Annotated in this window: 21 protein-coding genes and 2 pseudogenes; 17 read left to right on the forward strand and 6 right to left on the reverse strand. The window is 39.3% G+C overall.

Going from position 1 to position 23,485, the window contains the following annotated elements; translation table 11 throughout:
* Window positions 1-12: 12 nt before the first annotated feature.
* The 3 genes from GPZ88_RS08545 to GPZ88_RS08555 form a co-directional block, all read right to left on the reverse strand.
* Window positions 13-948, reverse strand: coding sequence for an FAD:protein FMN transferase (locus GPZ88_RS08545; protein ID WP_157628955.1), 936 nt, complete (start codon window positions 946-948; stop codon window positions 13-15).
* Between the two features lie 116 nt (window positions 949-1,064).
* A complete protein-coding gene (locus tag GPZ88_RS08550; protein WP_002888803.1) occupies window positions 1,065-1,250 on the reverse strand; it encodes a 4-oxalocrotonate tautomerase in 186 nt (61 codons plus the stop codon).
* 131 nt (window positions 1,251-1,381) lie between these two features.
* Window positions 1,382-1,591 carry a hypothetical protein gene (locus GPZ88_RS08555; RefSeq protein ID WP_157628956.1) on the reverse strand — a complete coding sequence of 70 codons (210 nt, stop codon included), beginning with the start codon at window positions 1,589-1,591 and terminating at the stop codon, window positions 1,382-1,384.
* A 461-nt stretch (window positions 1,592-2,052) separates the two neighbouring features.
* On the opposite strand from GPZ88_RS08555, the gene GPZ88_RS08560 reads away from it, so the two are divergent.
* The 9 genes from GPZ88_RS08560 to GPZ88_RS08600 all read left to right on the forward strand — a co-directional run bounded on the left by GPZ88_RS08560 (window position 2,053) and on the right by GPZ88_RS08600 (window position 11,635).
* On the forward strand, window positions 2,053-2,634 hold the full coding sequence (locus GPZ88_RS08560) for a thymidine kinase (protein ID WP_039696960.1): 582 nt from the start codon (window positions 2,053-2,055) through the stop codon (window positions 2,632-2,634).
* A 36-nt stretch (window positions 2,635-2,670) separates the two neighbouring features.
* Window positions 2,671-3,750: a peptide chain release factor 1 gene (gene prfA / locus GPZ88_RS08565; RefSeq protein ID WP_074482165.1), complete on the forward strand. Its 1,080-nt coding sequence runs from the start codon at window positions 2,671-2,673 to the stop codon at window positions 3,748-3,750.
* Window positions 3,750-4,580: a peptide chain release factor N(5)-glutamine methyltransferase gene (gene prmC / locus GPZ88_RS08570; RefSeq protein ID WP_166044071.1), complete on the forward strand. Its 831-nt coding sequence runs from the start codon at window positions 3,750-3,752 to the stop codon at window positions 4,578-4,580. The genes prfA and prmC overlap by 1 nt, the downstream gene beginning before the upstream one ends.
* Window positions 4,573-5,172, forward strand: coding sequence for an L-threonylcarbamoyladenylate synthase (locus tag GPZ88_RS08575; RefSeq protein ID WP_074625803.1), 600 nt, complete (start codon window positions 4,573-4,575; stop codon window positions 5,170-5,172). Before prmC ends, GPZ88_RS08575 begins: the two co-directional genes overlap by 8 nt.
* An 81-nt stretch (window positions 5,173-5,253) precedes the next feature.
* Entirely contained in the window at window positions 5,254-6,504 is a 1,251-nt protein-coding gene (gene glyA, locus GPZ88_RS08580) for a serine hydroxymethyltransferase (protein WP_074868785.1), read from the forward strand.
* A 41-nt stretch (window positions 6,505-6,545) separates the two neighbouring features.
* A complete protein-coding gene (locus GPZ88_RS08585) occupies window positions 6,546-7,523 on the forward strand; it encodes a nucleoid-associated protein (protein ID WP_039696955.1) in 978 nt (325 codons plus the stop codon).
* On the forward strand, window positions 7,523-8,125 hold the full coding sequence (locus GPZ88_RS08590; RefSeq protein ID WP_074601803.1) for a lysozyme family protein: 603 nt from the start codon (window positions 7,523-7,525) through the stop codon (window positions 8,123-8,125). Before GPZ88_RS08585 ends, GPZ88_RS08590 begins: the two co-directional genes overlap by 1 nt.
* A 45-nt stretch (window positions 8,126-8,170) precedes the next feature.
* Complete coding sequence (locus GPZ88_RS08595) at window positions 8,171-9,895, forward strand: ABC transporter ATP-binding protein (RefSeq protein ID WP_166044073.1); 1,725 nt, start codon at window positions 8,171-8,173, stop codon at window positions 9,893-9,895.
* A 3-nt stretch (window positions 9,896-9,898) separates the two neighbouring features.
* Window positions 9,899-11,635, forward strand: coding sequence for an ABC transporter ATP-binding protein (locus tag GPZ88_RS08600; RefSeq protein ID WP_166044074.1), 1,737 nt, complete (start codon window positions 9,899-9,901; stop codon window positions 11,633-11,635).
* A gap of 77 nt (window positions 11,636-11,712) precedes the next feature.
* Here GPZ88_RS08600 and GPZ88_RS08605 read toward each other — a convergent pair whose 3' ends face one another.
* A complete protein-coding gene (locus GPZ88_RS08605) occupies window positions 11,713-13,170 on the reverse strand; it encodes an alpha-amylase (protein WP_166044076.1) in 1,458 nt (485 codons plus the stop codon).
* Between the two features lie 113 nt (window positions 13,171-13,283).
* On the reverse strand, window positions 13,284-13,883 hold the full coding sequence (locus GPZ88_RS08610; protein ID WP_240915083.1) for a TVP38/TMEM64 family protein: 600 nt from the start codon (window positions 13,881-13,883) through the stop codon (window positions 13,284-13,286).
* A 370-nt stretch (window positions 13,884-14,253) separates the two neighbouring features.
* Here GPZ88_RS08610 and GPZ88_RS08615 point away from each other — a divergent pair, with 370 nt between their 5' ends.
* From GPZ88_RS08615 to GPZ88_RS08635, 6 genes and pseudogenes are all read left to right on the forward strand, one after another.
* Entirely contained in the window at window positions 14,254-15,219 is a 966-nt protein-coding gene (locus tag GPZ88_RS08615; RefSeq protein ID WP_039696949.1) for a thiamine pyrophosphate-dependent dehydrogenase E1 component subunit alpha, read from the forward strand.
* 30 nt (window positions 15,220-15,249) lie between these two features.
* Window positions 15,250-16,254: an alpha-ketoacid dehydrogenase subunit beta gene (locus tag GPZ88_RS08620; RefSeq protein WP_166044080.1), complete on the forward strand. Its 1,005-nt coding sequence runs from the start codon at window positions 15,250-15,252 to the stop codon at window positions 16,252-16,254.
* 54 nt (window positions 16,255-16,308) lie between these two features.
* Window positions 16,309-16,428: pseudogene (locus GPZ88_RS10455) on the forward strand (biotin/lipoyl-containing protein); the annotation flags it as partial.
* A gap of 192 nt (window positions 16,429-16,620) precedes the next feature.
* Window positions 16,621-17,613 (forward strand): annotated as a pseudogene (locus tag GPZ88_RS08625) (dihydrolipoamide acetyltransferase); the annotation flags it as partial.
* A 26-nt stretch (window positions 17,614-17,639) separates the two neighbouring features.
* The gene (gene lpdA, locus GPZ88_RS08630) at window positions 17,640-19,379 is read left to right on the forward strand and encodes a dihydrolipoyl dehydrogenase (protein ID WP_166044084.1); all 1,740 of its coding nucleotides are present in this window, start codon (window positions 17,640-17,642) and stop codon (window positions 19,377-19,379) included.
* Window positions 19,380-19,484: 105 nt separating this feature from the next.
* Window positions 19,485-19,817, forward strand: a complete 333-nt coding sequence (locus tag GPZ88_RS08635; protein WP_157628967.1) for a DUF1648 domain-containing protein — start codon at window positions 19,485-19,487, stop codon at window positions 19,815-19,817.
* Window positions 19,818-20,000: 183 nt separating this feature from the next.
* Here the strand turns inward: GPZ88_RS08635 and GPZ88_RS08640 are convergent, their stop codons facing one another.
* Window positions 20,001-20,894: a DMT family transporter gene (locus GPZ88_RS08640; protein WP_039696939.1), complete on the reverse strand. Its 894-nt coding sequence runs from the start codon at window positions 20,892-20,894 to the stop codon at window positions 20,001-20,003.
* Between the two features lie 90 nt (window positions 20,895-20,984).
* Between GPZ88_RS08640 and pdxR the strand changes: the two genes are divergently transcribed.
* On the forward strand, window positions 20,985-22,391 hold the full coding sequence (pdxR, locus tag GPZ88_RS08645; protein WP_166044086.1) for a MocR-like pyridoxine biosynthesis transcription factor PdxR: 1,407 nt from the start codon (window positions 20,985-20,987) through the stop codon (window positions 22,389-22,391).
* Window positions 22,392-22,462: 71 nt separating this feature from the next.
* Window positions 22,463-23,452, forward strand: coding sequence for a lipoate--protein ligase (locus GPZ88_RS08650; RefSeq protein ID WP_166044088.1), 990 nt, complete (start codon window positions 22,463-22,465; stop codon window positions 23,450-23,452).
* The last annotated feature ends 33 nt before the right edge of the window (window positions 23,453-23,485 follow it).

The raw sequence follows: 23,485 nt of genomic DNA on the forward strand, positions 1-23,485 counted from the left end.
TGTGTTTTGTTTTTATCGTAAGAGTTGAAAGTTGGAGCGTAAGCCATTTGTCAAAGCTAAGCGATTATCTTTAGTAATGAGAATGCCTTCGATACGCGGAGTAGCTTGAATAGTTGCCAGAGCTTGCATGACGGGAAGACCAAAGAGTCTTGTGGTCCAGATTTCACAATCAACAGACAAGTCAGAAACGATGGTAAGGCTTGCCATTTCGGTCTCGATAGGATAGCCAGTTTCTTGGTCAAAAATATGGTGATATTCTTTGTTTCCGACTTTTAGGCGACGTTCATAAATGCCTGAGGTGACGACAGATTGATTTTTGAGAGTCAAAATCCCGATATGATTGCCTCTTGGTTTTTGAGGATTTTGAATGCCAATTCGCCAGATGCCTTTATCGTTTCTTGGATTATCGCCGTAAACAAGGACATTTCCACCAAGGTTAATCATGGCAGAAGTGACTTTTTCTGATTTTAAATAATCCATGATTTTATCAGCAATATAACCTTTAGCAAGAGCACCAAGGTCGATTTTCATGCCTTTTTGGCTTAGAAAGACACTTTGTTTAGTCGCATCTAAAATGATATTTTCTGGTTTAGATAAGGCTAGCGCTTTTTGAATTTTTTGAGGACTAGGAACTCTAGCGTCGTCAAAACCAATGCGCCAGCTTTGTACCAAAGGACCAATAGCGATGTTGAGGTTACTAGGAGTTGCTAAGCTATGCTTTTTTCCAATCGCAATTAAATCAAATAAATCTGGGTGAACAGTGACAGGAGTGATGTTAGAGTTATCATTAATGACCATGAGTTCAGAGTCAGCATCGTTAGCACTGAAGCGATTCTTGTAAAGTTCTAGCAGACGACAAACTTCGGCGATGTGCTCTTTTGGGGTGTCAGAATCGATTAAGATATCAATAGTAGTTCCCATCATCTGAATACTATGGCTAAGTTGCATGCTTTTCCTCCTTAAAGTTTCTTAGTTTTAGCATAATGTTTTCTGGTCAAAAAAGCAATTTCTAAGTCAGTAAAAAAGCTTGAGACGATCGCCTCAAACTTAGTTGCTATGAAAAATTAGTTTTTCTTTTTCATTTCTCCGTGTGGGTAGTAAGTACCTTCTGGCATGTCATTGATGAAAACGTGGATTGCTTCTTTTGGAGCTTTAGCAATACGTGAAACAACTTCAGTTACTTCGCGAGCAAGCTCAACTTTTTGTTCTTGAGTACGACCTTCAAACAAATCGATTTTTACGAATGGCATAAGAGTCTCCTTTTTTATCATTTAATAGTAACATTGTAGCATATTTTGCAGGAAAATTCAGGAAATTTTTAGAAAGTTTCAAGGCTAACTTGATTTCCGTATCTTGCTAAAATAGGGTTCTTGAGACAAATTTATTTGAAGAGTTTTAAAATGTCTGACAAGCCAAAGGTTGTTTTGTGATAGACCTTGTTGTAAGCTGCTTTTTTCGGATTTTTAATCCAACCTGAACCTTTCTTCCCATATCCTGGAATGATAGCTTTTTTAGCTTGTCTTTTCCATTTAGCAGTAGTACGAGCTTTCAAGCTCTTCTTTAAACTCGGTTTTCTAAGTCCAATTTTCATAGTTTAACCTCTTTATATTAAAAAATATCATTTTCTCCTATAAGATACTTCAATCTTTTTGCTTCGTCAATATGATTCTTGGGGATTTTAATTGAAGAATTTCTGTTCAGACAACATATTTTTGTAACATAATCGTGATTCTTTTAATAAAGTGTCATCAAATTTACATGACTTGCTGTGTTATAATTTTTAGTGAGCATTAACAACTTAACAGCACAAGGAGTGGCGTTTTAGTCGCTCTTTAGTGCGTTGATTTGTTATTCAATAGTGTTGGTTACCGATATCATATTTTGTGATAAAAGCTAAAGCAAAATTTGCTTTAGCTTTTTTTGTTGGTCAAATACTTAGTCTGGTGGGGTGTAGACGTTTTTGTCTGGTTAATTTGCTTATCCTACTTGTTTATCCATGAGCGATTTTATGGTAGAATAGTAGAATATTAGTAGAAGGTAGGATTGTCACTTTTGGCTCAACTCTATTATAAATATGGAACCATGAATTCTGGTAAGACCATTGAAATTTTAAAAGTAGCCCATAACTATGAAGAACAAGGAAAACCTGTTGTCATCATGACTTCAGCACTTGATACACGTGATGGTTATGGTATTGTTTCTAGTCGTATCGGTATGCGCCGTGAAGCTATTGCAATTACTAATGAGATGGATGTTTTTGCTTACGTCAAAGCTTTACCAGAGAAACCTTATTGTGTTCTTATTGATGAATGTCAGTTTTTAACGAAAAAGCATGTCTATGAATTAGCTCGTGTGGTTGATGAACTAGAAGTCCCTGTGATGGCTTTTGGGTTAAAAAATGATTTTCAGAACGAATTATTCGAAGGTTCAAAATACCTACTGCTTTTAGCAGATAAAATTGATGAAATTAAAACCATTTGCCAGTTTTGCTCAAAAAAAGCCACAATGGTTTTGCGAACTGAAAATGGAAAACCGGTTTACGAGGGAGACCAAATTCAAATTGGTGGAAATGAAACTTACATCCCTGTTTGCCGTAAACACTATTTTAATCCCATGATTTCAACTGAAAAATAAGAAATGAATTTGTAAGAGAGAGGATAACAAACACACATGAACATTTATGATCAGCTACAAGCGGTCGAAGACCGTTATGAGGAATTAGGAGAATTACTAAGTGACCCAGATGTCGTTAGTGATACCAAACGTTTCATGGCTTTGTCAAAAGAAGAAGCAAGCACGCGTGAAACAGTAGCCGTTTACCGTGAATACAAAAAAGTTCTTCAAAACATCGAAGATGCCGAAGAAATGATTAAAGATGCTGGTGGCGATCCAGAACTTGAAGAAATGGCAAAAGAAGAACTCAAAGAATCAAAAGCAGCAAAAGAAGATTACGAAGAAAAACTTAAAATTCTTCTTTTACCAAAAGATCCAAATGATGACAAAAACATTATCTTGGAAATTCGCGGTGCTGCTGGTGGTGACGAAGCTGCTTTATTTGCTGGTGACCTTCTTCAAATGTATCAAAAATACGCTGAAAGCCAAGGCTGGAAATTTGAAGTTATGGAAGCCTCATACAATGGTGTCGGTGGTATCAAAGAAGTTGTTGTCATGGTATCAGGCCAATCTGTTTATTCTAAATTGAAATATGAATCAGGTGCTCACCGTGTGCAACGTGTCCCTGTTACAGAAAGCCAAGGTCGTGTCCACACATCTACAGCGACAGTTCTTGTCATGCCTGAAGTTGAAGAAGTAGAATACGAAATCGATCCAAAAGATTTGCGTGTAGATATTTACCACGCATCAGGTGCTGGTGGACAAAACGTCAATAAAGTTGCGACAGCCGTTCGTATGGTTCACATTCCAACTGGTATTAAAGTTGAAATGCAAGAAGAACGTACACAACAAAAGAACCGTGATAAAGCCATGAAAGTCATTCGTGCGCGTGTTGCGGACCACTTTGCTCAAATCGCTCAAGACGAACAAGATGCTGAACGTAAATCAACAGTTGGTACTGGTGACCGTTCAGAACGTATCCGTACATATAACTTCCCACAAAACCGTGTGACAGACCACCGTATTGGTTTGACATTGCAAAAACTTGATAGCATTTTGTCAGGTAAATTGGATGAAGTGATTGATGCGCTTATTCTTTTTGATCAAACTAAGAAACTAGAAGAGTTAAATAAATAATGAACTACGCTGAAACAATCAGCCAACTAGAAAAAAACTTACAAGAAATTGGAGAAGATCCAGAAAACCTCACTTACGTTTTTCGTGAGTTAAAGGGCTGGAGTCTTCTTGATTTCATCTTACATCAAAATAAAGATGTTTCTGCTCAAGATCAAGCTCTGATAGAAGACATCATGAGCCAGTTAAAAGAGCACCGTTCGCCTCAGTACATCACTGGGAAAGCTTACTTTCGTGATTTAGAACTTGCTGTTGATGAGCGTGTCTTGATTCCGCGTCCTGAGACAGAAGAGCTAGTTGATTTGGTTTTAAAGGAAAATGGCAAAGCAGATTTACGTGTTTTAGATATTGGAACGGGCAGCGGAGCTATTGCCATTTCACTTAAGTCTGCGCGACCTGACTGGCAAGTTACAGCCTCAGATATCTCGCAAGCTGCTCTGCAATTGGCTGAAGAAAACAGTAAGCTCAATCAAGTGTCGCTTGATTTTGTGGAATCAGATGTTTTTAATCAGATTTCAGGAAAATTTGATGTGATTATCTCAAACCCTCCTTACATTGCTTATGATGACGAGGATGAGGTTGGTGTTAATGTTCTTGCTTCAGAACCACATTTGGCGCTTTTTGCGGATGAAGATGGTTTTGCTATTTACCGTCAAATTATCGAAAGTGCTGGTGAGCATTTATCAGAAAATGGTAAACTTTATTTTGAAATTGGCTACAAGCAAGGAGATGGTTTGCGTGCTTTGCTTAGCAAACATTTCCCACAAAAACGTGTCCGTGTCTTAGAAGACATATTTGGTAAAGATAGAATGGTCGTGATGGATAATGGCTAATTTGGAAGAAATACTTCAAACGGGTGGTGCGGTGATTCTGCCGACAGAAACCGTCTATGGGCTTTTTGCACAAGCCATGAATGAAGAAGCAGTTGAACATGTGTATCACTTAAAACGTCGTCCTAAAGACAAAGCCATGAATCTTAATGTGGCAGATTACGAGACAATTTTAGCTTTTTCCAAAAATCAGCCAACTTATCTAAAAAAACTCTATGACGCTTTTTTACCTGGACCGTTAACCATTATTTTACAGGCAAATGACCGTGTGCCAGCTTGGATCAATTCTGGCTTATCAACAATTGGTTTTAGAATTCCAAAACACCCGCAGACTTTGGCACTTATTAAAGAGACCGGTCCTCTCATTGGACCGTCAGCCAATATTTCTGGTCAAGAAAGTGGCAAAGTTTTTGTACAAATTCAGAAGCAGTTTGGCAACTCAGTTGAAGGGCTTGCTGACGATGCTGCAATCACTGGTGTTGACTCGACAATTTTGGATTTGTCTGGTGATTTTGCACGTATTTTACGTCAGGGAGCTATTACAAAAGAAGATTTGTTGGCGCGTGTCCCTGAGTTGACGTTTGCAAAAGATTAGATTTGGAATTTATTGATACTGTTTCGGCTTTTACAATCGAGAGAAGATTGTGACTTGATCTTATCAAAAGGAGATAAGGATATGATTTTTGACAAGGAAAACTACGAAGCATTTGACACCGAACTTTGGCAAGCTATCCATGCGGAAGAAGTTCGTCAACAAAATAACATTGAACTCATTGCCTCTGAAAATGTTGTTTCTAAAGCTGTTATGGCAGCTCAAGGAACGGTACTGACAAATAAATATGCCGAAGGTTATCCTGGCAAACGTTATTATGGCGGTACTGATTGTGTGGACGTGGTTGAAAATTTGGCTATCGAACGTGCCAAAGAATTGTTTGGTGCTAAGTTTGCCAATGTTCAACCGCATTCAGGAAGTCAAGCTAATGCCGCAGCATACATGGCTTTAATCCAACCAGGTGATACTGTCCTTGGAATGGATTTGGCTGCAGGTGGTCACTTGACTCATGGGGCATCAGTCAGCTTTTCAGGAAAAACATACCACTTTGTCTCTTATTCAGTTGACCCTGTCACAGAACGTATCGATTATGATAAATTGGCAGATTTGGCTAAAGAAGTCAAACCTAAATTAATCGTTGCTGGGGCGTCAGCTTATTCACGTATTATTGATTTTCCGAGATTCCGCGAGATTGCAGACAGCGTTGGTGCTTATCTAATGGTTGATATGGCCCACATTGCTGGTCTTGTGGCATCTGGTCATCACCCAAGTCCAGTCCCATATGCTCATGTGACAACGACAACTACTCACAAAACCCTTCGTGGCCCTCGTGGCGGACTCATTTTGACGAATGATGAAGCTATTGCTAAGAAAATTAATTCTGCGGTCTTTCCGGGTCTTCAAGGTGGTCCATTGATGCATGTGATTGCTGGAAAAGCTGTCGCTCTAAAAGAAGCGCTGGATCCAGCTTTCAAAGAATACGGTGAACAGGTGATTAAAAATGCAGCTGCTATGGCTGATGTCTTTAATCAACACTCTGATTTCCGTGTCATTTCAGGCGGTACAGATAACCACGTCTTTTTGGTTGACGTGACTAAAGTGGTTGAAAATGGAAAATTGGCACAAAATATTCTTGAGTCTGTTAACATTACGCTTAACAAAAATTCTATTCCATTTGAAACCTTGTCACCGTTTAAGACATCTGGTATTCGTATTGGTTCACCAGCCATTACCAGTCGTGGAATGGGTGAGAAAGAATCACGCCTTATTGCTGAATTGATTGTAAAAGCTCTTGAAAACTATCAAAACGAAACTATTTTAGAGGAGGTTCGTCGTGAGGTTAAAGCATTGACAGATGCTTTCCCACTTTATTAACGAACAGCTGAACACTTTTAAGTGTTCAGACAGACTTAACCATGATTGATTTGTATATTAAACGCATTGTTATTCATCAATTTACGCCAAATGATACGGAATTGATTTTGTCAGATCAGTTATTGACGATTACGCCGCGTATTGATGAGTATTTTCGTAAAAAATTAAGCAAAGTTTTCTCAGATGAAGCCAAACGTGGAACGTTCTCAGAAGACAATGTCTTTCTTAGTTATTTAAGTGATGATTTGATGGAATCATCCGTTAAAATCGCTCAGCTTTGGAAAGAAGAGTTTGTCATTTCTGATAATCAAAAGACAAATGATTTGGTCTTCATCCAGTTTGATAAAGACGGTGTTGAGCATTTTGCTTTCCTTCGTGTGGCGTTAAGAGAAAATTTCACGCATATCTCAAGTGACAGTGAAAGTCCGATTAAAATCACACAAAATAATTACCCATCTGCGGCTCAAACACCAGATGAAGCCTTGGTGATTAATCGTGTTAACCATCATTATTATTTGATTGAAAAACGCATTAAGCACAATGGTAGCTTTGCCAACTATTTCTCAGAGAATCTCTTGCAAGTTCAGCCTGAACAGTCGGTCAAAAAATCGATTAAAATGGTGGAACAAGCAGCCCAAAAAATTGCTGAAAACTTCCAACAAGATGATTTTGCTTTCCAATCAAAAATGAAAGCAGCCATTCACAAAAACTTGGAAGAAGAGCAAGAATTATCACCTGAAAAGCTGGCAGATCAACTCTTTGACAATAATTTAACAGCTCGTTTAACCTTTGTTGATGAGTTGAAAGAGAGCATTCCAGAGCCTATTCAGGTGTCGGATATTGACCACTCGCGTCAAACGAAAAAATTAGAGAATCAAAAATTGTCACTGTCAAATGGTATTCAATTGATTGTTCCTAATAATGTTTATGAAGACGCTGAGTCGGTTGAATTTATTCAAAATCCAAATGGAACCTATTCCATCTTGATTAAAAATATAGAGGATATTCAAAATAAATAATGTTTAAGTTCTTAAAACGCCTGATTGTACTGGCATTTGTCATTTTCTGTGGCTACCAAGTTTACGTCACTCATGAAAATGTTCATAATGTATTGCAGTATAAAAGCATGGTCAAAGAGATTTTAGACGATAATGACACCACAGCCAACGTTGAGTTGGTCTTGGCAATGATTTACACAGAAACAAAGGGAAATGATGGCGACGTTATGCAATCTAGCGAAAGTTCAGACGGCGTTGCTAATTCCATCACTGATAGTAAAACGAGTATTCGCCAAGGGGTCACAGTCCTTTCAGAAAATCTTTCTTTAGCCCATGAGGCAGGAGTAGATGTTTGGACAGCTGTTCAAGCTTATAACTTTGGAACATCTTATATTGATTATGTTGCAAGGCACGGTAGTAAAAATACAATTACTTTAGCTAAAACTTATTCACGCGATGTAGTAGCTCCAAGTCTTGGTAACACGACTGGTGAATCTTATTTTTACTATCATCCTCTGGCTTTGATTTCAGGTGGACAGCTATATCGAAATGGTGGTAATATTTACTACTCGCGTGAGGTTCATTTTAATTTATATTTGATTGAATTAATGAGCTTATTTTAAAATAGTAAGGTTTAGAGTTTAATATCTCTATTAAAAAAGAGAAATATGAAATATTTAAGTCGTTATTTCAAAGGGTACCTTAAAGAGACTGTCTTAGGTCCCCTTTTCAAATTGTTTGAAGCATCTTTTGAATTATTAGTTCCTATTATCATTGCGCGAATCGTTGATACGATTATTCCAAGCAATAACAAGATGAATCTTGTTTTGATGATTGGACTTTTGTTCCTATTCGCTGTTGTCGGTGTTATTGTGGCGATTACTGCACAATACTTTTCTTCAAAAGCCGCAGTTGGCTATACGCGTCAGCTGACCAAGGATTTGTTTAAAAAAATCATGGGCTTGAGTAAGGAAGACCGTGATAAACTGACAACTTCAAGTTTGGTAACACGCTTAACCAGCGATACTTACCAAATCCAAACAGGAATTAACCAATTCTTGCGTCTTTTCTTACGCGCACCGATTATTGTCTTTGGTGCCATCATCATGGCTTTTAATATCAGCCCTAAGATGACTATCGACTTTTTGGTCATGGTTGCCATTTTATTTGTGATTGTCTTTACCATGTCACATCTTTTGAATCCAATCTATGCTAAGATTCGTCGTGCGACAGATAAGATTGTTAACATGACACGTCAACAATTAGAAGGGGTTCGTGTTATTCGAGCTTTTGGTCAAGTGGACAAGGAAGAAAGAGAATTTGCGGCTGCTAACCAAAACTACACTGACTTGCAATTAAAAGCGGGGCGCTTATCAAGTTTGGTAACCCCACTGACTTACCTTGTGGTAAACAGCACTTTGATTCTTGTCATTTGGCAAGGAAATATCCAAATCGGTAAAGATCTTCTTTCTCAAGGGATGTTGATTGCCTTGGTTAACTACCTTTTGCAAATTTTGACTGAATTGCTTAAGATGACAATGCTTGTAACCTCTCTTAACCAATCATTTATCAGTGCTAAACGTATCACAGAAGTTTTTGAAAAAGAGTCTGAAGACTTGTCGACTGAGCTTGAAGAAATGACATCTGATTTTGCGGTTAGCGTGAGTGATATGAGCTTCACTTATCCAACAGCAGCAGAACCATCACTATCACACATTGATTTTCAACTAAATTCAGGTGACTTTTTAGGAGTTATTGGAGGAACGGGTTCAGGGAAATCAACCTTAGTTGAACTCCTTACACATCTCTACACACCTCAGGAAGGTCGCTTAGCCATTTTCCAAAATCAAAAATCGCCTAAAACCTTAGGTGAGTGGCGCTCATGGGTAAATGTGGTGCCACAAAAAGCCGAGCTTTTCCAAGGTACGATTCGTTCTAACTTAACTCTAGGAATGAAGGGTGATGTGAGCGATGAGACGCTTTGGAAAGCTTTGGATATTGCACAAGCGAGTGATTTTGTTTCTGAAAAAGAAGGACAGCTTGATGCGACAGTTGAAGCTTTTGGACGTAATTTTTCTGGTGGGCAACGTCAACGTTTGACGATTGCGCGTGCTATTGTTCAAAAAGCTCCGCTTCTTATTTTGGATGATTCAACATCAGCCCTTGATTACTTGACAGAATCAAAATTATTGACTGCTATTCATGAGCAACTGAGTGATACAACTTTGATTTTGATTTCACAACGTACTAATAGTTTGAAGGCTGCTGATAAGATTTTGCTTTTGGATAAGGGACATCAACTAGGATTTGCTAGTCACGATGACTTGCTTGCAACTAATGAGCTTTACCGAGACATCCATTACTCACAACACCAAAAAGGAAAGGAGGACTAGAAGATGAAAGCAAGAAAACAATCTGATACAAGTCGTCGTTTGTTTAAAGAACTTCTTTCTCAAAAGGGACTTGTGATTGGAGCGACTCTTGGAACAATTGCCCAAGTGGCTCTAACGGTTTACCTTCCTGTCCTAATTGGTAATGCAGTTGACGTGGTGTTATCACCAAAATCATTGACCTTGATTATCCCGATTATCACGAAAATGGCAATTGTCATTGGTCTAAATACTTTGGTTCAGTGGTTGAATCCATTGATTTACAATCGTTTGACCTTTGGTTATATCTATGATCTTCGTCAAAGAGTTATGGCAAAATTGAACCAAATGCCAATTTCTTATCTTGATAAGAAGAGTTCTGGTGATTTGGTCAGTCGTGTCACAACTGACGCTGAGCAATTAAGTAATGGTCTCTTGATGGTCTTCAACCAATTTTTCATTGGGGTTTTGACAATTATCATTACTATCGTGACAATGGCTGACATTGATTTATTGATGCTTGGTTTGGTGCTTATTTTGACACCTTTATCTCTTTTCTTAGCACGCTTTATTGCTAATAAGAGCTATCATTTGTATCAAAAACAAACTAAATCTCGTGGTCGCCAAACGCAGTACATTGAAGAGATGATTCGTCAAGAAAGTCTTTTGCATGTCTTTAATGCGCAAGAAGCAGCGATTGATACTTTCACAGAAATCAATGATACTTATGCGGACTATTCACAAGGTGCCATTTTCTATTCATCAACGGTTAACCCATCAACACGCTTTATCAATAGTTTGATTTACGCTTTGCTTGCAGGTGTTGGGGCTCTCCGTATCATGTCAGGTGCCTTTACCGTTGGTCAATTGACAACTTTCTTGAATTACGTCACTCAATATACCAAACCATTTAATGATATTTCATCAGTCTTGTCTGAATTGCAAGGAGCCATTGCCTGTGCGGAACGACTTTACGATATTTTAGATGAAGAATACGAGCCACTTCCAGTAAAAGCACAGCTTGATGCTGATAAGATTCAAGGACAAATTGAATTTAAAGATGTGTCATTTGGTTACACACCACAGAAAACTTTGATTAATCATTTGAATCTCTCAATCCCTGCCGCTTCTAAAGTTGCTATCGTTGGGCCGACTGGTGCTGGTAAATCAACTTTGATTAATCTTTTGATGCGTTTCTACGAAGTTGATAAGGGTGCAATTTACCTTGATGGCGTGTCAATGGCTGATTACTCAGTTGAAGAGCTCCGCCAACAAATCGGTATGGTTCTGCAAGAGACTTGGTTAAAAGTCGGAACAATTCATGATAACATCGCTTATGGTAATCCAGAGGCTACTCGTGAAGAAGTGATTGCAGCAGCAAAAGCAGCCAACGCAGATTTCTTCATTCGTCAATTGCCAAATGGTTATGACACTTACTTGTCTGATGCGGGAGCGTCATTGTCACAAGGTCAACGTCAGCTTTTGACTATCGCTCGTATTTTTGTGAAATTACCAAAAATCTTGATTTTGGACGAAGCGACATCATCTATCGATACTCGCACAGAAATCCTTGTTCAAGAAGCCTTTGAAAAATTGATGAAGGGTCGTACAAGCTTTATCATCGCTCACCGTTTGTCAACGATTCAATCAGCCGACTGTATCTTAGTAATGGTTGATGGTGACATCGTAGAATACGGTACCCATGACGAGCTAATGACAAAACAAGGCGTTTATTATCAAATGCAGACAGCACAAGCTGGATAGACCATTTGTTTTGTTACATAAATATAAATATGCAAAAAAGTGATTAGAAATATTTTCTAATCGCTTTTTTTAGATCATTATTTTGCTAGTGGTATCCAAGTGCTGATTGATTTTTCACCGACTAGGAAATCGCCATAGCCTTGCTCATCGATTTGGACATGCGCAGCTTGGTTGCCAAGAGCATCAGTGAACAATTTACCACCCCATTTTTCTCCAACAAACATGCGCTTTGATGTGGATTTACTATTGTTGATGAGAACAGCAAGAGCAGTAGGGTGTTTGTCATCTCCAAGGCAAGTCCAGCCTATACAGTTAGCTTGGTCAAAGTAATCTAGTTCTTGACCATAAACGGCGTTTTTTCTAAGTTCAAGCAATTTATCAACGACAGTTTGGAAGCTTTCCTGAGCAAATTGTCCCGAAATGCCGTAATAATCTCCGTAGAAAATGCAAGGAAGTCCAGTTTGACGAAGTAAAATGAGGGCATAAGCTGCTGGTTTAAACCATTCTTCGATAGTTGATTCCAGTGCTTGACCACGTTGGGTATCATGATTATCAACAAAAGTAACAGCAGAATCTGGATGATTTTTCACTAAAGTTTGCTCGAAAATCTGACGTAAATCATAAGTTTCTTTGGCTTTACTTGCTTCAAAGAGATTTTGGTGTAGACGAACATCGACCAAATCAAATCGATAATCAGTACTTGCTAGGTAATCATTATTTGACTTTTCATCACCGTTCCAAAATTCACCAAAAACGTAAAAATCATTGCCGTACTTGGCTTTCATATCACGGATAAAGTTTCCCATGAAGAAAGAATCGATGTGCTTAATGGCGTCTAAACGAAATCCCTTAACACCAGTTGTTTCAACAAACCAATCAGCCCAATCGTAGATATTTTTAATGACTTCTGGATGTTTGAAATCTAGGTCGGCATACATAAGGTAGTCGTAATTCCCATTTTCACCGTCAACTAAATCTTGGTTTGCCCAGCCTTTATTGTCTCCTTGAATTTGGAAAATGCCCGTTTTGCCAGTTTTGACATCATAGTCTGTGCCAGTAAAGTGATACCAATGCCATTCAAAATCGTTGTAGGCATGGTGGCGACCATCAAAGGTAAAATTTGTCCACCCTTCAATTTCAAAAGTCTGACTGAGGACTTTTGTCCGATCTTCAGGAGCAACCTCGACAACCTTAAAAGTTTCAGTGTGGTCAGCTGCAGCCTTGTGATTTAAAATAACATCAGCCAATGGCTCAATACCATTACTTTTAAGAGCTGAAATAGCTTCAAGGTAGTCAGCTTTTGTTCCGTATTTTGTTCGAACGGTTCCTTTTTGGTTAAATTCACCTAGGTCAAAAAGGTCATAGACGCCATAGCCCACATCACCATCATGCGTCGCTTTAAAAGCAGGGGGCATCCAAATTTTGGTGATACCTTTTTGGGCAAGATGAGAAGCATCAGCTGCCAAACGTTTCCAGTGCTTGCCGTCATTTGGTAAATACCATTCAAAGTATTGCATCAAAGTTTCATTTGTCATGATCGAGTACCTCAAAGAGAAAGACTTTTTCTTTTATTTTAGCAGAAAGTTTAAATAATGCAAACGTTTGCGCTATAAAAATAACAAAAAGTTCCAAGAAAAATTCCCAGAACTTAGATGATATGAATGACCCATTCACCACCATAAAAAAGCAGTAAAATGTGACCGATAATTGAGATGGGTTTGCAGCAGACGATGATTCTAGCGAAGGTTTTAAACTGCATGTTACTGAGAGCTGCTAACATAACCAGTAAGTCTGCAGGGGCAAAAGGTAGAAGCATACAAATAATGAAAATCACGGTAAAGGATTTATGACCTTCAATCAAATCTTCGTATTTTTTCAGTGTACTTTCTTTGATAAAGAGAAGGCAGAAACGCTTTCCATACCAACGTGTTAGCAAAAATAAAATCATTGTGCCGATAATAATTCCGATACAACTTGTCAAAACACCAACAAGAGGATGGAAAGTCATGACAGCAAGCATCATGGTCAGACTTGCTGGAACGATTGGCACGACAACTTGCATCATTTGAAAAAGGGTGAAAAAGAGTGCACCCCAGACTTTATCCTGTCCAATTAGTGCTTGGATTTTTTCCTGATTAGTCAGATAGCCGTGTTGGTATAGCCAAAAAATACAGGCACACGAAACGATAAAGACAAGAGCTGATAGGATATGAATTAAGCGCTGAATAATTTTATAATGTTGAAACAAAAACAAATCCCCCATCTGATTCTTTCTTTGCTGATATCATTGTAAAGCTTTTTAGAGATAAGTCAACTTTTTAAAGAAAAATGTTTAAAAAATAAAAATAGGTCTTAAGACGGATGCAGCATAAAAGTGAAAATCATATAATATAATCATCCTAAAAACTTTTCATATAACTCCGAAGCAAGTGGTTTTCCCGGCCGCTTGCTTTTTTTATTGGCCGACTAATTTTAGAAATCTTGTTAATCCAAGGCGTAGCTAGCGTCTTTTTAATTTACCTCGAAGCGTTTGCAAAAAAGCGGTTAAATAATTTGTGATTTGCTGGATATTATCATATGATGAATGGACTACGAAAAAGATAATTGGAGGGCAAAAGATGACTTTGTCTCGAGAACTATATATGGAAATGTATCTGAAGATGCAGCGTATTCGTGAATTTGATATGCGAATTAATAAGCTAGTCCGTCGTGGCTTTGTCCAAGGAATGACACACTTTTCTGTTGGAGAAGAGGCGGCTAGTGTTGGAGCGATTGCTCATTTATCTTACGATGATATTATTTTTTCAAATCACCGTGGGCATGGACAAAGCATTGCCAAAGATATGGATTTGAATAAAATGATGGCCGAGCTTGCTGGAAAAGCAACGGGTGTGTCAAAAGGTCGCGGTGGTTCCATGCACTTGGCTGATTTTGAAAAAGGCAATTACGGCACGAATGGGATTGTTGGTGGTGGATATGCCCTTGCTGTTGGCGCAGCGATTACCCAAGATTATCAAAAAACTGGCAATATCGTTGTGGCTTTTTCTGGCGACGGGGCAACCAACGAAGGCTCTTTTCATGAATCGGTCAACTTAGCAGCTACTTGGAAACTCCCAGTGATTTTTTATATCATCAATAATCGCTACGGAATTTCGATGAATATCAAGCGTGCGACAAATACACCTCACCTTTATACACGCGCAGAAGCTTATGGTATTCCAGGATTTTATTGTGAGGATGGCAATGATGTTTTAGCAGTTTACGAGACAATGGGCAAGGCAGTGGAACATGTGCGTTCTGGTAATGGCCCTGCGATTGTTGAGGTAGAATCTTACCGTTGGTTCGGGCATTCAACAGCTGATGCTGGAAAATATCGTAGCAAAGAAGAGGTGGATGAGTGGAAGAAAAAAGATCCGCTTGTCAAATTCCGTACTTATTTGACGGAACATGAGCTAGCAAGTATTGCCGAACTTGATGCTATTGATGCTCAAGTGGTGAAAGAAGTCGATGAGGCTTATGAATTTGCTAAAAATAGTCCTGCACCAGATTTGTCAGTCGCTTTTGAAGATGTCTGGGTAGACTAAGCAGCCTTTCATTAATAGAGGAGAAAAATAATGACTGAAACAAAACAAATGGCCTTGCGCGAGGCAATCAATCTTGCCATGACAGAAGAAATGCGAAAAGATGAGTCCATTTTTCTCATGGGAGAAGATGTCGGAATTTACGGCGGAGATTTTGGCACGTCTGTAGGAATGTTTGAAGAATTTGGTTCAGAACGTGTCAGAGACACTCCAATTTCAGAAGCGGCTATTGCTGGGAGTGCAATTGGAGCTGCTATTACAGGTCTTCGTCCGATTGTTGACGTGACTTTCATGGATTTTATCACCATTATGATGGATGCCATTGTCAACAATGGTGCTAAAAACAATTACATGTTTGGTGGTGGGTTGAAAACGCCGGTCACTTTTCGGGTAGCATCAGGTTCAGGAATCGGTTCAGCGGCTCAGCACTCGCAATCTTTGGAGGCTTGGTTGACGCATATTCCAGGCATTAAAGTGGTGGCACCTGGAACTGCAAATGACGCCAAAGGTCTTTTAAAATCAGCCATTCGAGATAACAATATTGTCATTTTCATGGAGCCAAAAGCTTTGTATGGCAAGAAAGAAGAGGTTTTTCTAGATAGTGATGCTTACATTCCTCTTGGTAAGGGAGACGTTAAACGTGAAGGAACTGATTTGACGATTGTGACTTATGGTCGCATGTTGGAGCGTGTTCTTAAAGCTGCTGATGAAGTGGCTGCTGACGGCATTAGCGTTGAAGTGGTTGACCCTCGCACCCTCATTCCGCTTGATAAGGATTTGATTGTCAACTCGGTTAAGAAAACGGGTAAGTTGATGTTAGTCAATGACGCTTATAAAACGGGTGGGTTTATTGGAGAAATAGCTGCGCAGGTTACAGAAAGCGAAGCTTTTGATTATCTTGATTATCCAATTGTGCGTTTGGCGAGTGAAGATGTACCAGTGCCTTATGCCAGTGTTTTGGAACAAGCTATCCTACCTGATGTCGAAAAGATTAAAGCAGCTATTTATAAGATGACTCGAAACGGGCGCGCGAATTAAAAGGAGGTGCTTTCTGTGGCAAATGAGATTATCATGCCAAAACTTGGCGTTGACATGCAAGAGGGAGAAATTCTCGAGTGGAAATTTTCCGAAGGCGATGTTGTGAACGAAGGTGACATTCTCCTTGAAATCATGTCCGACAAAACTAATATGGAAATCGAAGCTGAAAACTCAGGTGTTCTACTGAAAATCGTGCACCCAGCTGGTGACGTGGTGCCAGTGACTGAAGTGATTGGCTATGTCGGAGCAGCAGGGGAAAACGTTGATGATTTGGTGGGAGAAGGGCAGGCTGAACAGTTAGAGCCTGTTCAGGAAGCATCAGCTGATTTCTCTCAACCGTCTGATGCGTCAGCTATTTTTCAAAAAGGTAAGATACGTGCTACACCAGCAGCAAGAAAGCTAGCCGCAGAGCGTGGAATCGCGCTTGATGAGGTTAGTGGGACTGGTGAAAATGGACGTATTCATAAAGATGACGTGGCGAAGTTTGCTAAGGTGCGCGTGACGCCGCTTGCTCGTAAGATTGCGGCAGATATGGGCCTTGAGCTTTCTGGTATCGCTGGAACTGGTGCTAGTGGCAAGATTACTAAAGATGATGTCCTTGCTAAAGCAGGTGCCGATAAGAGTGAGAGTAGTGAGGAGGTTCACAGTGTGCCAGATGGTATCGAAGTGATTAAAATGTCTGGCATGCGTCAGGCGATTTCAAAAGGCATGTCGAAGTCTTACTTTACAGCTCCAACTTTCACGCTTGATTATGACATTGATATGACGAATCTTTTGGCGCTTCGTAAGCAGTTGATAGAGCCAATCATGGCAAAAACGGGCTACAAGGTGACTGTAACTGATTTGATTGGCCTTGCGGTTACGAAGATCTTGATGAAAGAGGAGCATCGTTATTTAAATGCCTCTTTGATTAATGACGCGAAAGCTATTGAGCTGCATCATTTTGTCAATCTGGGTATTGCCGTGGGCTTGCCAGATGGTTTGGTGGTTCCAGTTGTTCATGGAGCTGATAAGATGACCTTGTCTGATTTTGTGGTTGCCTCAAAAGATGTGATTCAAAAAGCGCAAGCTGGCAAATTAAAAGCAGCTGATATGTCTGGGTCAACTTTCTCTATCACAAACTTAGGGATGTTTGGGGTTAAGTCCTTTAACCCAATTATTAATCAGCCAAACTCTGCTATTTTAGGAATTTCAGCGACTGTTGACACGCCGGTTGCCATTGATGGACAGGTAGTGATTCGTCCAATTATGGGACTTAGCTTGACCATTGATCACCGTTTGGTCGACGGGATGAATGGCGCTAAATTTATGTTGGATTTAAAAGCGTTGCTGGAAAATCCTTTGGAACTATTGATTTGAGATTAAAAAGATAAGAAAGGAAATTTATGGCAGTAGAAATTATCATGCCAAAGCTTGGTGTGGACATGCAAGAAGGTGAGATTCTCGAGTGGAAATTCTCTGAAGGCGATGTAGTGAACGAAGGTGATATTCTTCTTGAAATCATGTCCGACAAAACTAACATGGAAATCGAAGCTGACGACTCTGGTGTGCTTTTGAAAATTGTGCACCCAGATGGTGATGTGGTGCCAGTGACTGAAGTGATTGGATATATCGGAGCAGAAGGGAAAGTGATTGCTGAAGAGGTCAGTCTCAAGGAAGCTGCTAGTCAACTTGAGTCTGCAGGTCTTGAAGTACCAGATGCTGTTTCTGCTAAAGCTGGAGTTTTTAGCGCAGCTGATTTAGTGGCAGATGAATATGACTTGATTGTCGTTGGTGGTGGCCCTGCGGGTTACTATGCCGCCATTCGCGGAGCACAGTTAGGGGCTAAGGTTGCTATCGTTGAAAAATCAGAATTCGGTGGGACTTGCTTGAATGTTGGTTGTATCCCAACTAAGACTTATCTCAAGAATGCTGAAATTTTAGACGGCCTTAAAATTGCTGCAGGCCGAGGCATTAATCTTGCCTCAACGAATTACAGTATTGACATGGACAAGACCGTTGATTTTAAAAATACGGTTGTAAAAACGCTAACTGGCGGTGTCCGTTCACTTCTAAAAGCCAATAAAGTAACCATTTTTAATGGACTTGCCAAAGTCAATCCTGATAAAACAGTCCTTATCGGTTCTGAAGTCATCAAAGGGCGCAAAATTATTCTTGCTACAGGTTCCAAAGTGTCACGTATCAATATTCCTGGCATTGATTCGCCACGTGTTTTGACATCTGATGAGATTCTTGATTTACGTGAGATGCCGAAATCTCTTGTTGTCATGGGTGGTGGCGTTGTTGGAATCGAGCTTGGTTTGGTTTGGGCATCTTACGGCGTTGAGGTGACTGTTATCGAAATGGCTGACCGCATTATTCCAGCAATGGACAAAGAAATCTCACAAGAATTGCAAAACATCTTGACGAAAAAAGGCATGACCATTAAGACAAATGTTGGGGTGAGCGAAATCATTGATGAGACAAGTTACTTAAGCTTGAAATTATCAAATGGTGAGACCATCCAAGCTGATAAAGCTCTGCTATCTATTGGACGTGTGCCACAGATGAAAGGTCTTGAAAATCTCGACTTAGAGATGGACGGCAATCGTATCAAAGTTAACGATTATCAAGAGACGTCAATACCAGGCATCTATGCCCCAGGCGACGTCAACGGTCAGAAAATGCTGGCGCACGCTGCTTACCGCATGGGAGAAGTGGCTGCTGAGAATGCTCTTTCTGGTAATCATCGCAAAGCAAAACTCAAGTACACTCCCGCAGCAGTTTATACGCATCCAGAAGTTGCCATGGTCGGATTGACCGAAGAAGCTGCGCGCAAGCAATACGGTGATATTTTGATTGGCAAATCAAGTTTTTCTGGTAATGGACGCGCTATCGCTTCAAATGAAGCTCAAGGATTTGTCAAAGTCATTGCAGATAGCAAGTACCATGAAATCTTGGGGGTTCATATCATTGGACCAGCAGCTGCAGAGCTCATCAACGAAGCAGCAACCATCATGGAAAATGAGTTGACCGTTGATGACGTGGCCCAAGCTATCCATGGGCACCCGACTTTCTCAGAAAACATGTACGAAGCTTTTCTAGACACCATCGGACAAGCCATTCACAATCCACCGAAGAAATAGTTTGACATGTGCTATGAATGTTAACACTTGAAAAATTATTTTTAAGTTGTATACTTTTTAAGAAATTAGACATTATGAAATTAACTAGTTTATTGGAAGTGTAACATGAACAAATTTTCTTTATATGTTAGGTTGCTTTATTTTTTAGTATTTGTCTTTGCAACGGCTCTATTTTTATTCTCACCTGAGATAATTGTGGTGCATTTCAATAATGGTATACCTGATGGTTATGACAATAGAATATTTCTTTATGTATTCTTTATTATTTCTGTGTTAATTGGTGAAATCAGTATCTTTTTTTCAAAATATTATCGAAAAAAAGGAAATACACAAGAGTTTCCGTTACTTTTCCCAGGTGAAATTAGATTTCTTCAGGTTTATTTACTGATAAATTTGGTATTTATTTGTGCTATGATTCAACAAGTTCTTACCAGTTAGTATAGATTAAAAGGAGTATGAGATAGTATTCTCATGCTCTTTATATGTGAATTTTTCACAAATAAAAAAGGGATTGCAGTCACAATTAAGTGTTTACTGCAATCCTTTTTAGTTGAGCATGAAAATTGAAGTGTGAATTAAGTTTTGAGGATGTTTCTGTTTTGAATGTAACAATTAAAAAGACTAAGCTTTTTCTTGTGCGATGTTAGTTGATGTTTGTGTTTTAGCAAGGTAAACACCTGTCAATGTAATTAAAATGGCGATGACAGTTTGCAGATTTAAGTTCTCGTTAAAAATTACCCAAGCGTATAATGCGGCAACGACTGGCTGAGATAGGGTAATTAAGGATGATAGGCAAGCATTCACTTTTCCCAAACAATAAGCTAATAAGCCTTGCCCTAAAATTTGAGAGACGAGAGCTAGTGCCAAAAGTGGCCAAAGCTCACCAAAATTCTGTGGCACATAAAAGCCTTCGGTAAAGAAAATCACAGTAGCTAGTACCAGTAGAGTTCCAAAAGCACTGATAAACATAATGATGGTTGATGTTACCGAATCGCGCAATTTGTAAACTGTAATCATAAACATGGCGTAAAAGACAGATGAGCCAAGACTCAGTGAATCTCCAAGCAGACGGTCTGGAGACATACTCACTTTATTTGCCATGAGAACCAGCACACCAATAAGTGTAACGAGACCGCCAAACAAAAATTTAGGTGTCATTTTTTCTTTGAATAGGAAATAACTGACTGGAATAACAGTGAATGGGGTAAGATTCACCAAAAGATTGGCATTAGCCACACTAGTATACGAAAATGAGCTATTCCATAAAGTTAAATCACCCGCTAAAAATGCTCCCGCTAAAACGATTGTTGCGATTTGTTTGCGGTTTAAAGCCTGTAACTCAGACTTCTTGAGAAAAGGCATCAGCATGGGGATGGAAAATAAAACACGGTAAAATCCAGTGTTGATTGGTGGTAAGGGACTGAGTTTAACAAAGATGCCACCAGTTGCTAAAAAACAGATAGCTAGAAAAATTAAGAAAATATATTTGCTATCATTTGTACGATTTTGCTTCATTTTTTCACCTCAGTCTAAATTGTAAAGGATACGTGGTATAATAAAAAGTACCAGTATTTAAAAATTTTTAGGTGCCACTTTGGAGGAAATATGATACATCTTAATCGCAGTGCAGGGAGTAGTCCCCTGTACCAGCAGATTTACCAGCAGATAAAATCAGATATTTTGCAGGGCTATTTAGCGCCTGATGAGAAACTGTTAGGAACACGAACCCTAGCAAAAATGCTAAGCGTCAGTCGAAATACGGTTGACCGAGCTTACATGCAGCTGACCCTAGAAGGGTATATCGAGAGCCGTCAAAATGCAGGCTTTTACGTTTTAAAAATGCCAAAGGCTTTTCAGTCAGAAAGAACTTTGACCGAGCCCATTTCAAAAACTGAAGCCAAGTCTGATGACGACCACATTGTTTACGATTTGACCAACAGCAGCCATACGAGTAATCTATTTCCCAAGAAAGTTTGGAAAAAACATTATCAAAATGCCCTTGATGAGCTAGATAAAGCAGAGCAATTGTCAACCTTGCAGCCTTTTCAGGGAGAGTACAAACTGAGAAAGGAAATCAGTCGTTATCTGGAGCGTATTCGAGGGGTAAAATGTCACCCAGACCAAATCATTATCACTAGCGGGCTTCAACAATCTTTGGATTATATTTGCCAGTTTTTGGGGAACACGAAAAGAAGTGTTCTGATGGAAGACCCGAGTTATCCTAAGGCGCGTGAAATCTTTAAAAAAAATCACTATCCTATCATAACTGCTGACGTTGATGACAAGGGCTTAGAATTGACGCAAGTGGCTGAAAGTGCTGAAATTGAAATGATTTATACCACACCCTCTCACCAATTTCCGCTTGGTATGATTATGCCGATTTCTAGACGTCGTGAACTCTTGAGTTTTGCTGAAGCGCACAATTCTTTTATTCTTGAGGATGACTATGACAGCGAGCTCCGTTATTACCAACGTCCCATCCCAGCCTTGAAATCAATTGACTATCTGGGTCGTGTGATTTATCTGGGGACTTTTTCAAAAATCCTTTCACCGTCTTTTCGTATGGGTTATATGGTTTTGCCAGAACAATTCACTGAGAGTTTTTTAGAACAATTCAAGCTTTACAATAGCACGGTTAATCTCTTAAATCAGATTGCTCTAGCCAATATCCTATCGAGTGGTGATTACGACCGCTTGGTTCGCAAAATGAATCACGTCTTCAAAAAACGTTATGAAGCATTTGAAAAGGAATTCGAGCAATTTAAGGCTCCAATTAAACTATCTTCAAATGTTAGTGGACAATATTTTCTGGTGACTTTTCCAGATAAAATCAATCAGTGTGATGTCATTAAACGTGCTGAAAAAGAAGGTGTCCGAGTTTATGATACTATGCAATTTTGGCAAGAAAAAGCGGCTTGTCCGCAGGAAAGCCTCTTTCTTGGATTTAGTAAGATTGATTTGGAAGACATCCCAGATTGTGTCAGACGCCTTAGAAAAGCTTGGGAGAATTAATGAGCAAATTAAGAGACGGTGGGATTTGATTCTGATATACTAAGCCTAATGAAAAATGAAGGAGCTTTCAGATGAAATACATCGTTAACAAGTCCCACAATCCCTTTTACAATATTGCCTTGGAAGCTTACGCTTTTCGTGAATTGCGAGACGAAGATGAGCTTTTTATTCTCTGGATAAATGAGCCGACCATTGTGATTGGAAAACACCAGAATGCAATTGAAGAGATTAACAAGGCTTACACTGATGAACACAGGATTCATGTCGTTCGCCGTTTGTCAGGTGGCGGAGCAGTATACCATGATCTTAATAATTTGAACTACACCATTATTTCTAATAAAACCCAAGAAGGTGCCTTTGATTTTAAGACCTTCTCACAACCTGTCATTGAAACCATTGCTGATCTTGGTGTGACAGCGTCCTTCACTGGAAGAAATGACCTTGAAATAGATGGCAAAAAGTTTTGTGGTAATGCACAAGCTTATTACAAAGGTCGCATGATGCATCATGGTTGCCTGCTTTTTGACGTGGACATGACTGTTCTTGGTAATGCCCTGCAGGTTTCAAAAGATAAAATCGAGTCAAAAGGTGTTAAATCAGTGCGTGCGCGTGTGACCAATATTTTGGATGAATTACCAGAGAAAATCACAGTTCAAGAGTTTTCAGAGAGATTATTAGACAAAATGAAAGCATCTTATCCAGATATGACCGAGTACGTCTTTTCTGATGAGGAACTGACTGAGATTGAGAAACTTGCTGGTGAGCAATTTGGCACTTGGGATTGGACTTACGGCAAATCACCAGACTACACCATCAAACGTTCAATCCGCTACCCAGCAGGTAAGCTGACAAGTTATGTGAAAGTCGAAAAATCTGTGATAACAGGTCTTAAAATTTATGGTGACTTTTTTGGCATCAAAGACGTTTCAGATATTGAAGAAGAACTCATTGGCCTTCGCTACGAATACCAAGACGTCTTAGACAAACTCCGAACCATAGAGACTACACAATATTTCACTAATATCACCCCACAAGAAATTGCGGGAGCAATCGTGGAGTGAGGAAAGAAATAACCCCAGCTAGAAAAAAATGCT

This window comes from Streptococcus ruminicola, from assembly GCF_011387195.1.
Taxonomy (GTDB): domain Bacteria; phylum Bacillota; class Bacilli; order Lactobacillales; family Streptococcaceae; genus Streptococcus; species Streptococcus ruminicola.